Below are 14,785 nucleotides of genomic sequence, written 5' to 3'. Positions count from 1 at the left end.
AAGCTAATCCGTATGTTATTGCTTTCCCAGAACCCAACTTGAAGGCAGAGCAGAGTCCTGCGCAGAAACTAAAGTGAGCGAGTTTCGCTTTTTATTACGATTCATTCATTTATAAGGAACATCACCAACTACAATCAGGGAACATTTTTTACCAGAAAAATATCAATTTAACCACCAAAATTTTTAATAAATTTAGATAGATTTTTAAAAATAAAAACTGCTATAAATAAAAACAATAAAAATGTAAGTATTAACAAATATAATAAGCTGTACTTGTTATAAACTAGAATTAAAACTGGTAGTGAAGATGTGAGTATAACAGGGATAAATATTAAAATTAAATTTAGTAATTTTTCACCATAAATTTTGGGTGGTATAAAGCAAAGTTCCATGATAAAATGATGCACAACCTCTAAATGCAACGCTCTTTCTGAAACTAAGGTCAATGAGTTTAAAATGAAAATAAAGAATATATTAATCATTAAAATTAAAACTAACGAAAAAGAAAAATAAAAAAAATCTATAATATTTTCAAAATATCCTAAATTAAAAATATAAAAATATGTAAATAAAATAATAAATAAAGATAATAAAATTCTTGTGGGTTTAAAAAAATAAAAAATTATTAAAAAGTGAATACTTAATGGTTTGCATAAAAATGGATCAAATTTTCCATCATAAATAGTGTTAAATGCTTCAGAGATTGATTCAATGATAGATTCTAGAAAATATATAGTAGAATTATATATTAAAAAAGCAATAAATACATCTTCGTACGTCCAATCTGGGAGATATTTTATATGCGAAAAAATTATTTTAAATACTAATAAAAGAAAAATGTTATAAATTACTGCAAGAATGAGATCGCTAAAAAAATCAAATTTAAAACTCATTTCTATTTTAAAATTTGTTGCTAAAATATTAAATATTTTGCTTAAGTTCAACTTATCCTCCATTGGATTCGCAATATTTTATGGTGTGTTTTGATAATATTTTTATTATGAAATTTAGAATAAAAGTATAAAATATAAATAAACAGAGAAGATTTATAAATATACTCATTTTTGGATTTAAAATAAAATCAGGAATTCCTGAAACCAATAGTCTAAATGGGTTGTATTTTAAGAAAATCTGAATGTTTTCTGGCCAAAATTCAATTGGTATTAACATTCCGCCAAAAATACTTAGTGAAACAAAATATAAAAATGATAAAAATTTATCATTAATTAACCAATAGCTAAAAATCCCAAGTATATAAGAAAGTTGAAAAGAAATGTATTGTGACCAAATAATAAATACAATAATTGCAATTATAAAATTTAAATCTCCAAATAAAAATAATGATGTAATAGTAAAAATAGTTATTAAAGGAAAATATATCGTATTTTGCCCGTAAAATTTTAGTAATTGAAATGTTTTATAAGATACGGGTTTCACATTATAAAGATCAATAATTCCTTTTTTAATATATTCTGAGGTATCGACTATTATATTGTGACCATTATTAAATCTCGAAAAAATTATGGTTATGATTGCATATAAAATAATTTTTGTATTGGAGTACCCATTAATTTCGCTGGTTTCTGAATATACATAATTCCATAAAATTATTTGTATAAAAACTGGAATAGAAATTCCAACAATAATATCAGAAAATATAAGGCAAAAATCTGATACTGATTCGTATGTGTATGTTTTTAAGAATGTTTTAATAATATTAAGTTTGTTTTTTATTTTATTCATCTTCATTGTAATCTTTATCTTCGAAATTTAGAATTCTAAATTGATGCGCTAATATTTCTTCAAATGACATGTTTTTGAGTTCAAATCCTCTGATGTTTTTTTGGATTAAAAATTGCACAATTTGTAGTTCAGATAATTTATCTAAAATAAGTAAAAAATAATTAGTATATTCATGAAATTCAATATCTAAAAATGAAGTTAAATAACTTTGCAGCAAATTTAAATCAATATTGTTTTCTTTTTTATTTATCATTATTCTAATTTTATTATTAAATTTATTTTTAATTTCATTAACTTTACTAGTGAATACAAATTCGCCTTCTTTTAGAATTAAAATTTTTTCGCAACATTGCTCTATGTCACTAGGATCATGCGTGGTTATGACAAATGTTGTTTTATTAAAATTTTGATTGTTGGCAATAAAATCTCTTATTTGAAATTTTGCTTCCATATCAAGACCTATTGTTGGTTCATCAAGAAGTAAAATTTTTGGAGAATGCAGTAAATTCATAATTAAATCTGCTTTTACTCGTTCGCCAAGGCTTAAATATCGCACTTTTTTGTTTAAACATTGTTGCATATCAAGAAGGTTTAAAAAATAATCTAAATTTTTTTTAAATTTATGTTCTTCAATTTCGTAAATTGATTTATGCAAAATGAAGCTATGTATTAAAGGGAGATCCCAAATTAAAGAGCTTTTATGTCCAAAAACTACGCCAATTTGTTTTAAAAATTCTTGTTTTCTGTGAAAGGGTTTAAAGCCAAGAACATCAATATTGCCATGTGAGGGCATCATGGATCCAGATAAAATTTTCATGAGGGTCGATTTGCCAGCTCCATTTAACCCTAAAATTGCTATTCTTTCTCCTTGGTTAATTTTAAAACTACAGTTATTTAATATATATTTTTTTTCTTTTTCTGGTTTAATATATTGTTTTATTCTTTTAATTAAAGTGTTTTGATGTACATCTTTTTTGATATTTACATATTTAGAAATTTTTTCTGCATTTATTATTATCAATTTAATAATCCTTTTAAAATAAAAATTTTATTAAATTATTAAATTTTATAAGTCAACATAAAATTATAAATTTTTTAATTGGTTATGGTATTAATGGGTGATTTATTAAATTTTTAGCTAAAAAAAGTATAACTAGCTTACCATTTTTTTTAATTTACTTTTTTAGATTTCATTCTAATTTTTAATGGCTTAGTATAAACTGGACTATCTGCATTGCCAAATAATGGGTATCCAGGATTGGGTGATAAATCATAAGTACCAATGTTTACAATCCAATTAAACACATCTTTTTCTATGGTTTCTATATTATTGTTTTGAATATAAAATGTATTAATTTTTGATAATGTTTTAATAGAATTTGGAAGAGTTGTGATTTTGTTATTAGATAAAAATATTTGTTTTAAATTTTTAAGATTTGCAATATTATCGCAGATTGTACTAATTGAATTATACCTTAAATCTAAAACTGTTAAATTTTCTAATTGGCAAACATTACTTGGTAATTCTGTTAAATTATTATTATTTATTCTTAATGTTTTTAACTGTTTTAGATTTACAATTTCTGAAGGAATAGATGTAATTTTATTTTGACTAAAATTTATTTCTGTTAAATTTGGTAGTTCAAAAATCACAATTGGCAGTTCGGAAAGTGAATTTTTTTCTATGGTAAATACGTTTAGGTTAGTAAGATTTTTAATTTCATTTGGTATCGCTGAAATTTGATTATTTCTAAGTAACAGCTTGTTTAGTTCTATTAAATTTTCGATTTCTGTTGGTATGGTTGAAATTTTATTGCCTTGTAAATTGAGAATTTTAAGGTTTAATAAATTTTCAATTGATGTTGGAATTTCTGTTATTTTATTATTTTCTAATGATAATTCTGATAATGTTGTTAAGTATCCTATTTCTTCTGGAACATTTGTAATGTTATTATGATCTATTTTTATTTTATCGAGTTTAGATAAATTTTCTATTGTTCTTGGAATTTCTGATATTTTGTTATCACTTAAATTTAATTCTACGAGTTCTTGAAATTGTAGAATAGAATCTGGAAATTCTTCTAGTTTGTTATTTGCTAAAAGAATTGATTCTAAGTTATTTAGATTTTTGATTTGTTTTGGTAATGTTGAAATATTATTGTTTTCTAAGCTTAAAGTTGTTAACTCAACTAAAGAAATTATTGGCGATAAATCTGTGATATTTTTTCCATCTAGCCGGAGCTCTATTAAATTATCATTAATCTCAATTTCTTTTGCTGTTTTTTGTGCTTCGGTGCCGTCTCCCAAACTACTTTGCCAATCTTTAACGGTGTAATTAAAGGTTAATTGAATTACTCCTTGGTTTTGAATTTTATATGTTTTTGAGGTTGGTCTAAATTCGCATTCGGTTAATGTAGGCAGTCTATTTACAATATTGTTTTTAATTTTAATTTTATCGTCTTTAATAAATAGCTCAACAGAATTGCAAAATGTATTATTTGTCGAACTATTGACTGCCATAAAATTGATTTTTGTAGGGTCTATAGTTTCTGGAAATTCTGTCTCTTGCGTAAAAGTAATAGGAATTCCTTGGAATATTTGTATAAGAGACTCTGTACCTTGCACACCTCCCATAGTGAATTGGTTGTGCTCGTTTGTTGCAGTTACAAAACCTTTTTCGGAGTTATGATATAAAATTTCTTGTTTATTATAATTTTCATTAAAATTTGTATTTGCAATATTTAAAGTTATAGATAATCCTGGAATAATTTCTTCGCGTTCTGACTGATTTTGAAAATTGTTATTATTAGAATTTTTTTTGCAGCTTATAAGTAAAATTAGTACAGAAATTAATAAACAAATTTTGCGATAAAATTTTTTATTGTTAAAATTTAATTCTATTTTACTCATTAAGCTCACTTTTTCCTCCTAATACTTGCTATTATTTTTTAAAAATGAAAGATTATAATAAATTTTAAATATAAAATTTACAAATTTATAAAAAATAATTCATTTATTTAAATTAACATTATTGTTGAAAATTAACAAGAAGTGATTTTTACGAAAGAAGTTAAAATTAAAAATTTAATTAAATAATAATAATGTGTTAGGCTAGTAAAAATTAGTGATGGCCGTTTTGATTTTTTCCGTGAATATTAGGCAGAGCGCTGACAACAGAGGCATCTTTTACATTTTCTTCTTTTTTAGAAATTTGTTTATCACCAAGACGTTTTTTATTTTCTGGTCTATTTAAAAGATAATCTTTAGTGTAAACCCATTTTTGTTCTGTCATTCCTGCCATAGAGTATTCAGAGCCTAAACGGATGGCATCGACAGGGCATGCCTCTTCGCAAAAGCCACAAAAAACACAACGTAAAATATCAATTTCAAAACGCGCAGGGTATTTTTCAATACCTTTATCAGAAGATTGTCCTGCAACAATGGTGATGCATTGCGCTGGACAGTTGGTGGCACACAAAAAACATGCCGTACAACGTACCTGACCATCTGGGCGCTTGGTAAGAAAATGGGCGCCTTTAAAACGTTCAGAATATTTATACTCAACTTCGGGCCACTGTATGGTGACAGATTCTTCAATGTTAAAAAGTTGTTTTGCAAAAACAGAGATTGTTTGCCCTAAGCCTAAAAGAGTTGTGGCAAGATACCCATTTTTTAAGCTTTTTTCGGGGTCTTTAGAAACATTAATGTATCCCATGATGTTTTTCCTTATGCTCGTAATTCTGAGAACAAGTCTTCAATTCCTAACAAATTTGGAAACACAGGAGGATTTGCTTTTAATTTTTGCGCAATGCCTTTGTGATTGACAAATGTTCCGCTTTTTTCTGCAAACACTTTTGTTGGAATAATCATAGAAAACTTTTTAGTAATTGGATTTAACGTCGTGCCAAAGTAAACAACATTCGCAAGTTCTGCAAAACGTGTAATTTCGTTTGCAAATTGTGAATATGATTTTTCGATTTCTGGGCCAAACACCAATGTTAAACTTGCTTTTTGCGCAGCAAGTGCAGAAAAATCTCCTTTAAGAGAAATTGGAGTGATATTATTTTCTGTTAAAATTTTGTTTAGGCCGTTGCTATTGGGGTGTAGATCGCCCCGAAATAAAATGCCATCAAAATTTTCTGCATTTTCTGTTGCATCACGCCATACATAAACCTTTGGCAAAGCTCCTAAAGATTTTTTTAGCGCTTGGAGTATTTGCGTATATTCTTCGTTGGTGTATTGAGGGGTCAACACTAAAGCAACCTGATTTGCGTTGCCGTTCATGGCAGCCAGTTTTTTAGTGAGCTCTTGTTTAAGAGAATCCCAAGGCAACTGCTTGCCTTCTATGCTCGGCGTTGCCAACCTGCTGCTAGCGTTTAAATGTTGATACATTGTACGCCCATAATCACACATCCAATGGCCGTTGACATCCAAATTTTTTCTTGGTTTTAGCCGATAATATTCGCGCTGATTTTTTTGTTGGAACACTGTTACGTTACAGCCCGTGGAGCAACCAGGGCAAATTGTTTTTGTTTCGCTTAAAAACCATACGCGGCATTTAAATCTAAAATCTTTTGCTGTAAATGCGCCAACTGGGCAAATGTCTACAATATTGTAGCTGTAATTGTGTTGAATTCTGCGGTTTGGAAAGGTGCCAATAACAGAATGATCGCCGCGGTTAAAAATTCCAAGGGCACTGGTTTTTGTGACTTCGTCTTCAAAACGCACACAACGTGAGCATAAAATACAACGTTCGGTATCGAGAACCAAATTATCACCAACATCGAGTGCTTTAGGTTTTAACACCTTATCTTCGTCCATTTGCGAAGAGTATTTGCCAACTTTCATGTAATAATTTTGCAATTCACATTCGCCAGCTTGATCACAAATTGGACAATCTAGCGGATGGTTGATGAGATGAAACTCGAGCGCCCATTTGTGCGCGTCTTTCACTTCATCACTCACTGTGATGACTTTCATGCCTTCTGTACACGTTGTATTGCAGGCAATTTGTAGTTTGGGCATTCCTTCTATTTTTACCATGCAAAAACGGCATACACCTGCTACAGAAAGACCAGGATGCCAGCAAAAACGAGGCACTTCGATGCCAAGCATTTCTGTTGCTTCAATCACTGAAGTGCCTTTAGGTACAGTGATTTCCTTGCCATCAATTGTTAACTTAACAGTTTCTGACATTTTTATTACCCTTTAAGATATGGTTCAAATTCATGTGCAAATTTAGCAATTATGGCACGAGCCGGATCTGCCGCTGCATCAGACAACACACAGATTGTTTTGCCGCGCATATTATTAGCAACGGTATTGATGCGTGCCAAATCGTCTTTGTTCGCATTTCCTTTTAAAATATGTTTTGACATTTTGTAGAGCCAGCCAGTTCCCTCGCGGCATGGCGTGCATTGTCCGCAGGATTCGTGCGAATAAAAGTCCATTAAGTTTTCGAGAACATCGGGCATTTTTACATCTTCTGGAATAACAATAATGGCTCCAGAGCCTAGCATCGATCCAGCAGCGGCAATGGATTCGTAGTCAAGTGTCACGTTTTCGCACTCTTTTGCTGTCAGCACAGGTGCAGAGGATCCCCCAGGAATAACGGCTTTTAATTTTTTGCCACCTATGAGTCCGCCACAGTCTTCGTTTAAAAAACGCATTAACGGATACCCTAAAGGGATCTCATAGCAGCCAGGGCGTGCAATAGGGCCGCTGACATTAAATAGTTTTGTGCCCGGCGATTTTTCTGTCCCAAATTTTTTGTAAGCATCGGCGCCATTATAAATAATCCAAGGCACGACAGCTAACGATTCGACGTTATTGACAACGGTTGGTTTGCCAAGATAGCCTTTAACCGCTGGAAATGGCGGTTTTAATTTTGGTTGTCCTTTTTTTCCTTCAAGCGATGAAATAAGACCTGTTTCTTCGCCACAAATATAAGCCCCCGCACCTGAGTACACATCCATATGGTGGGTAAACCCCGATCCCATAATGTTTTCACCAAGATAACCGGCGTCATAGGCGTCGCGAATGGCTTTTTCGCACCATTTGATTTCGTTATAAAATTCTCCACGAATATAAATGTAACTTTTTTGTGCACCTATTGCATAAGAGGCAATAATTTTGCCTTCAACAAGAGAATGCGGAGTGAGTTCTGCAATGTAGCAGTCTTTATATGTACCAGGCTCACCTTCATCAAAATTGGTGATGAGGTATTTTTCACCAGGGCCTTTAGGCACAAAACTCCATTTAAGACCTGTCGGAAAGCCTGCTCCACCGCGGCCACGCAATCCCGATGCCTTGACAACATTGATCACATCATCTGGAGACATTTTATCTTTTAAGACTTTTTCTAAAGCTTTGTATCCATTGCTTTTTTCTTTATAAGTTTGGAGATCTCTGGGATTAGAATGACCTTCAAGACCCAGCAAAATCCGAAATTCATCGGGTTTTCGTCCTTGATATTCGTTCTTGATTACAGGCATTAAAGATCTCCTTTTACTTTTTATCTTTTGTTGCAGCACGTTGCGCTGCACAATTGAGAGCTGCTTTGGGCAGTTCTTTAGAATTGTATTCTTTTAAGAGGGCAAGCGCTTTTTCGGGCGTCACGTTATTATGTCGATCTTTATTAATCAGTGTTGAGGGCGCGTAGCCGCACTGGCCAAGACACTCTACGCCATGCACTTCAAATGGAAGCTCACGGCCTTCGCGTTTTGCTTTTTCGATTTCGTGTTTGACAGCGTTAATGGTTTCGTTTGCTCCCATCAGCCAACACGAAATGCTTTTACAAATTTCAAAGCGATACGGTTTAGGAGGAGATTTGCGGTACATTGTGTAAAATGTCAGCACTTCTCGAACATCTATGACAGACAAACCAAATTCTTTTTCTAACGCGTCAACGTCTTCATCAGAAACCCAATCTTTTTCGTCTTGGATTGCATGAAGAATGGGAAGTATACTCGAACGTTTTGTTTCATAACGTTTGAGGTATCCTTCAATAATTTTTGTTAATTCTGGCGAGAAAAATGGCATAAATTAACCCTTATCTATCAAGTTCACCGGCAATAATATTAATACTCCCTAGCGCAGCAACGGCATCGGCAAGAAAGTTGCCACGTACCATATCGGGAAATCCACTTAATATCGAAAAACATGGCGCTCTGCATTTGACTCTGTATGGGGTTCCGGATCCATCAGAGATCACATAAAAGCCAAGTTCTCCATTTGCGGCTTCACTGCGGTGGTAGATTTCACCCTTAGGAGGTTGTACACCATTGATAATCAGCATGAAGTGGTTCATCAATCCTTCTATGTTTCCGTAAACGTCTTTTTTAGAAGGGAGAACAATATTTTTATTTGGAATATTGATAGGCCCGTCGGGCATATTTTTGAGACACCAACGAATAATTTTAATACTTTGGCGAACCTCTTCCATGCGTACAAGGTAACGATCATAAGTATCGCCATGAGTTCCTACAGGCACATCAAATTCAACATCACGATAAAACCAATAGGGTTCTTCTTTACGGATGTCGTATTCAAACCCAGTTGCTCTGAGGCAAGGGCCTGTATAACCGTATTGAATTGCTAGTTCTTTAGAGAGAATGCCTGAGCCTTTAGTGCGTTGCACAAAAATGCGATTGTTTGTCACCAAACTTTCGACTTCTTCGTGGCGCTTTTCAATATTGTCAACAACTTTTGCACAATCCTCAAGCCAGCCTTCAGGGATGTCAAAGCCCATGCCACCAATACGCATCATAGACACTGTAAGCCGTGCACCACACAGTTTTTCAAATAAAGTATAAACGTGTTCACGTTCATCAAACAAATAGAAAAACCCTGTAATCGCACCAAGATCTACCAAGTTTGCGCCAATACACACAAAGTGATCGATAATACGTGATAATTCATCAATAATCATCCGCATCATTTGGGCGCGTGGTGGAACTTTAACGCCAATCAGTTTTTCGATTGTTTCGCAGAAAGCGCTGTTGTTCATGGGTGCAGAGCAATAGTTCAGTCTATCTGTGTATGGTATGATTTGGTTGTAATTGTGGGTTTCGCACATTTTTTCAAAGCAGCGATGCAGATACCCAATTTCGACATCAATTTCTTTAAGACGCTCTGCGCCATCAATCACAGACATAAAACGCAAGGTTCCGTGGGTCGCTGGATGGGCTGGGCCAATGTTAATCCACATAAGATCTTCATTGTCGTATTTTGCCATTAAGCGTTCTCTGTCTTTATCGAACGTGTTTTCTAATGCTTCGCCACGCATGGCCTGATTTTTATCGGCAGGGTAATCTTTGCGAAGAGGGTGGCCTTGAAACTCGTGATGCGTTAAAATACGACGCATGTCTGGGTGGTCGGCAAAATTAATGCCGTACATGTCCCATGCTTCACGTTCAAGCCAGTTTGCAGTTTTCCAAATGTTTGTGATTGAAGAGATAGACTCTTGCTCGCCCACAATACATTTTACGCGCAAACGTTTTTTTAACTGAGGGTTAAGAAGATGGTACACAACGTCAAAACGTTTTTCTCTCTGTGGCCAATCAACACCACAGAGGTCCATTAAGAATTGAAAGCCATGTGAATCTCTTAAGATGCGCATGGTATCAACAATTTTGTCTTTTGACATGATTAAAGTTTGTTCGTGTTCGTACTGTGGACGTTCATCAAACTGCCAAAGATCAGCTGGTATAGAATTTTTTAAGTGCTCGAGTATCGTAGCGTAAAAAGCATCCATCGCGGATATATCCTCCCATGACATGCTACATTTTCGGTGCCATAAGAATGCATCTCGAATCATATGTCAACCTGCCTTGGCTGATTGTAGAAGAAACGCAAGCATTCAAAAAAGATGCAATGACAAAATTACTTTCACATTGTACAACCTCATTCTCTCATTCTGAGAAAGAAGGCAATCTTATGACTCAAGTTTTAAGCATACATCAAAAGAATCCTGATAAAAGGCGTATTCGTGAGGTCATTGACATGATTGCTAAAGGCGGAATCGCGCTGCTTCCCAGCGAAACTGGATACTGTTTTGTTGGAAGCTCGTCTTATGACTCAACGTGTGAAAAATTTTTAAAATTGCGTCCTGGTCATTCCAAAAATAAACCATTTAGTCTTTTTTGCAAAGACATTTCTCAGGTCAGTCATATTGCCTATGTCAACACACAAATTTTTCGCATTGTCACTCGTGCCTGGCCTGGTCCTTATACTTTTGTATTACCAGCAATGAAAAATTCTCCTAAAACTGCGGCAAGTGGTAAAATAAAAACAATTGGAGTGCGAATATCAAGTCACTTGGTGATTCAAAGTATTATGGAGCAGCTTGAGCATCCGTTACTTGTCACAAGTGTCACAGATGAAGACGAGTTGGTTGCTCAAGATTATTTTAATCAAGACATTGAGCAAGATTTTTGGTGGACAAATGTTGATGGAATTTGTCAGCATACTCCAAAAAATAGTTTTGAAGTTGCTATTGATACTAATGAAAATGTGCCAATTAAAGTTTCAACAATGGTAGATTTTAGTGTAAACCCACCGTTGTTGTTGAGAGATGGTGGATGGGATTTAGAATTTTTGGGATTGTTTGAAAAAAAATTTTAAAAATGATGAGAACGTGAGGATGTCAAACTGTATCCAATTCCTCAATTTTATTACTTTCGCTAATAAAATAATAATTTTTATGATTATTTCTGATTAAAATGACATCATACAATTTAAGATTGTTGTAAACTTTTTTTATTTTATGAATTATTTTATGGATAGAGTCTAAATTTTTATCAGAATTTTCTATTGCTATTAAATTGGGATTTAATTCTGAATCAAAAAACAAAGTATAATTATTTTCATCTTCTACAAACAGTTGGTTATTTAGTATAAAGGCATTTTTAACATTAAAAGCAATAGGTTCGATTAAAACTTTATACGCGTTTTTGTTAGATTCGCTTTGATCAATTTGTTCAGTTTGTAAATATACGTTTTTTGATGTTTTATCAATAAAATAATATTTGCCATTTATTTTTCCTAAAATTTTGTATATTTCATTATAATCTTGGTCTTCAATATAAAAAATTTGAGATTTTTCTGCATCAAACCAAGTTAAATTATTGCTGTGATTGTTAATATTTAAATCCTTAATCTCAAAATACCCGGTTTTTTGATTGGTTAAATTAATATTATTATTTATGTTTTTTGAGATTGTTTCTACATCTGAATTTGGGTCGTCAGATTGGCAAAAAGTAAATGCATTTGAATTTAAATCGATTGAGCAAACTAATTTATTGTAATCATTAAAAGTTAATATATTATTGAATAAATAAGTTTTTTTGATATTTGTTAATAAAGTGGTGCATGTATTTCCATTTAAATCATTTTGAACACAAATTTCATTTGAATGTTTATAAAAAAAATACAAATTATTTTTGTATTTTCCAATAAAATAAATATCGGAGTACTGAATATTATCTTCAATACAAATATTTTCTTCAATGCATTCGTTGTTTTTTGTAAATATTGGGTAAATAAATTTATTTTTTGAAATATCATACCATGCTTTAAATTCATCATGATGACGAATACTTTGAACCGGAAAATTTGTAATTTCAATATAGCCTTCTTTTTTTAAATTACTAAAAGAATGTAATTTATTTAAATAATTTTTTAAGCTTTTTATGTCTTCATGTTGATTATTATGTAAAATATACTGCATTAAATTTTTATTTAAGTCTACTTCTACAATATTATCGTTTGAATCTCTAAGTAATATAGAAGCTGGTTGATTTTTTTTATTAAAATAAATATTATTATTGTCTATAGAAATAATATTATTATTTATTTCTATTTTATCAAATTCTTTTGTTAACTGAGAAATATCTAAAATAAAAACTTCTTTTCCAGAGCTACTAATTTTATAATTGACACCTTTTCTAAGCAATAAAACATGTTCACCACCAGAGTGGCCTTCTAATAAGTAAGTGACTTTATTTTGCAAAAAATCAGGAATTTCAGGTGTAATCAAATGATTTGTTGCTTTACCAAGAATAATTTTGATTTCGGTATCTTCGAAGCGTCTTTTAAGAGATCGAATTGCATATTCTCGTAAAACATTATCATATTGATATACAAAAAGAAACTCACCCTTATTTTGTAATTGTGTAACTGCTTCTGTTTCTTTTGTATCAATAAATCTTTCTTTAAAGTTGGGAGTTGTATTATAAGTATAAGAATAATAAGTTTCTGGTGTGATAGGGAGTATAAAATTTAAAGTTTTATTTGTGTTAATATATTCGGTATTTTCTTTAATTTCGAGTTGTTCTCTAATATTGAGATAGTCATCTTTATTTAAATTTTTTTGTAGCACAAAATTATTGTAGTCAATAGCAGATGGGTTTGAGTGAAAAGGTGGAAAAAAAGTTTTATAAAAACCATAAGCCAATTCAGCGTATTTGGTTTTTGCAATATATGAATTTCCATATTTAATTTTAATTAAATTTGTATCAGAGAGATTGAGTTCTTTAATAACGGCCGAATTCAATTCGGAGAGCTCAGAATTTTCTTGACTATTAACGCTTGCAAAAGATATATAAGAATTATCAGACATTCCAGAGTTTACGTTAGTCAGTCTATTAAAATTATGATCGTTTTTGTATGCATTAAATATTTTTGCAGATTCTAGTGCTTGCAAATTATCTAAAGCAGATTGTTGCACAATTGCTGTGACACCAATGCCAATACCAGCTAATGGAATAGACAAAGGGTTGGTCAATGCAGCGACAGATGCGCCACCAAGCATGCTACTTAATCCAAGTGCAACTCCTGCGCTATCAAAAAATAATTGTGTTCCAAATACGCTTCTTTGTAATTGATTTTGAGAGTGTGTGATCTCTGCAATATCAAGAGCAATTGATGCAATACCTATTAAACTTCCTAAACTAGAAATTGCATTCCCTAAATAATTAATTCTCAATAGTTCTGAGTGATTATTTAAAATTTTAACAAGATGAAAAATTTTTGATCCTTCAGAGAGCAAATCCAATCCAACTTGGCTTAAATTTAAATAAGAATGCGCAAGAAGTATTTTGCTTAAAGAAGAATTATCATGTTCGGTTTCAGTTCTAGAAAAATACTGAAATAGAGCTTGCATCGCAAATGCTTTGCCTAAATTTGCTTCATGTTCCGGTAAATTATGGTAAAAACTCAACCTAGGTATTTCTCTTGTCGACATGTTATTAAAATAATCTTTAAAATATTTAAATTCATTATACTCATTTTCTTCTAAAGTTATTTTAATTGTACTATTTGTAACAATTTCATCTTTGTTATATTTTATAAATAAAATTGATTTTTCTTTGTCATTGCTACCATAAAAAATTGGATGATAATCATTGGTTAATTCTGTATTTTTTAGCTTAATATTATTGATAATATTTATATATTTAGTTGCAATGTTTTTTGAAGTTTCTTCTGCATTAAGAAACATAAAAATATTTTTATCTACTTCTTTTAAATTTTTTAGAGAAGAAGCTATTTGATGATTATTATGGATATTTTTAAATAAAAAATTATAGCTATTTTTTAATGCAAGTTCAAATTTTTCTAATTTTGAAATGCTTTCTAAAAAATATTCAGATTTTAAATCTATTGTTGTTGCCTCTTTTTTTATGATATCAATAGCAGATAAAAGATTTAATAAATTTATATGATCTTTACTTTTTAATAAGGTAGTATTTGGGTTTTGATCTATTAAATGTTGAATATCGACTACATCTATTAATTTATCCAAACGGTGTGTGAATTTTTGATAAGTTTCTTGATTAAAATTTTCTTTAATAAAATCATGAATTTTGTCTAAATTTATTTCGATGCTTTTTGGTGTGCAAGTAAATGATTGCTTGACAGAGAAATTATCGATTAAAAATTCTTTATTTTTAGAGCAACTTTGTAAAAATAAAGTTAATAATAATAAACTGTAATTTGTTTTAAATGATTTAAAAAAAAATTCATTAAGAAAACGCCTTTTAAA

The 14,785-nt window shown here is 31.2% G+C and carries 11 protein-coding genes; 1 reads left to right on the top strand and 10 read right to left on the bottom strand.

The features are described 5' to 3' along the window. Positions 1-167: 167 nt before the first annotated feature. From Spiro2_RS09155 to nuoD, 9 genes are all read right to left on the bottom strand, one after another. Positions 168-944: an ABC-2 family transporter protein gene (locus tag Spiro2_RS09155; RefSeq protein WP_338635463.1), complete on the bottom strand. Its 777-nt coding sequence runs from the start codon at positions 942-944 to the stop codon at positions 168-170. A 1-nt stretch (position 945) separates the two neighbouring features. After that, complete coding sequence (locus tag Spiro2_RS09150) at positions 946-1,749, bottom strand: ABC-2 family transporter protein (RefSeq protein ID WP_338635462.1); 804 nt, start codon at positions 1,747-1,749, stop codon at positions 946-948. Further along, the gene (locus Spiro2_RS09145) at positions 1,736-2,764 is read right to left on the bottom strand and encodes an ATP-binding cassette domain-containing protein (RefSeq protein WP_338635461.1); all 1,029 of its coding nucleotides are present in this window, start codon (positions 2,762-2,764) and stop codon (positions 1,736-1,738) included. Before Spiro2_RS09145 ends, Spiro2_RS09150 begins: the two co-directional genes overlap by 14 nt. Before the next feature lie 149 nt (positions 2,765-2,913). Next, positions 2,914-4,653, bottom strand: coding sequence for a leucine-rich repeat domain-containing protein (locus Spiro2_RS09140; RefSeq protein WP_338637755.1), 1,740 nt, complete (start codon positions 4,651-4,653; stop codon positions 2,914-2,916). Between the two features lie 211 nt (positions 4,654-4,864). Next, on the bottom strand, positions 4,865-5,458 hold the full coding sequence (locus tag Spiro2_RS09135; RefSeq protein ID WP_338635459.1) for a NuoI/complex I 23 kDa subunit family protein: 594 nt from the start codon (positions 5,456-5,458) through the stop codon (positions 4,865-4,867). 11 nt (positions 5,459-5,469) lie between these two features. Next, on the bottom strand, positions 5,470-6,939 hold the full coding sequence (locus Spiro2_RS09130) for a 2Fe-2S iron-sulfur cluster-binding protein (protein WP_338635457.1): 1,470 nt from the start codon (positions 6,937-6,939) through the stop codon (positions 5,470-5,472). A 5-nt stretch (positions 6,940-6,944) separates the two neighbouring features. Then, complete coding sequence (nuoF, locus tag Spiro2_RS09125; RefSeq protein WP_338635455.1) at positions 6,945-8,237, bottom strand: NADH-quinone oxidoreductase subunit NuoF; 1,293 nt, start codon at positions 8,235-8,237, stop codon at positions 6,945-6,947. A gap of 13 nt (positions 8,238-8,250) precedes the next feature. After that, a complete protein-coding gene (locus tag Spiro2_RS09120) occupies positions 8,251-8,784 on the bottom strand; it encodes a complex I 24 kDa subunit family protein (protein WP_338635454.1) in 534 nt (177 codons plus the stop codon). 10 nt (positions 8,785-8,794) lie between these two features. Continuing rightward, positions 8,795-10,498, bottom strand: a complete 1,704-nt coding sequence (gene nuoD / locus Spiro2_RS09115; RefSeq protein ID WP_338635453.1) for an NADH dehydrogenase (quinone) subunit D — start codon at positions 10,496-10,498, stop codon at positions 8,795-8,797. Between the two features lie 47 nt (positions 10,499-10,545). Between nuoD and Spiro2_RS09110 the strand changes: the two genes are divergently transcribed. Then, positions 10,546-11,367, top strand: a complete 822-nt coding sequence (locus Spiro2_RS09110; protein ID WP_338635452.1) for an L-threonylcarbamoyladenylate synthase — start codon at positions 10,546-10,548, stop codon at positions 11,365-11,367. A gap of 22 nt (positions 11,368-11,389) precedes the next feature. Here the strand turns inward: Spiro2_RS09110 and Spiro2_RS09105 are convergent, their stop codons facing one another. Next, entirely contained in the window at positions 11,390-14,545 is a 3,156-nt protein-coding gene (locus tag Spiro2_RS09105; protein WP_338635450.1) for a TcdA/TcdB pore-forming domain-containing protein, read from the bottom strand. Positions 14,546-14,785 lie beyond the last annotated feature (240 nt).

This window comes from Spirobacillus cienkowskii, from assembly GCF_037081835.1.
In the GTDB taxonomy this organism is placed as follows: domain Bacteria; phylum Bdellovibrionota_B; class Oligoflexia; order Silvanigrellales; family Silvanigrellaceae; genus Silvanigrella; species Silvanigrella cienkowskii.
The sequence above is the reverse complement of the archived record's forward strand: the minus strand, read 5'-3'. Positions and strand labels throughout refer to the sequence as shown.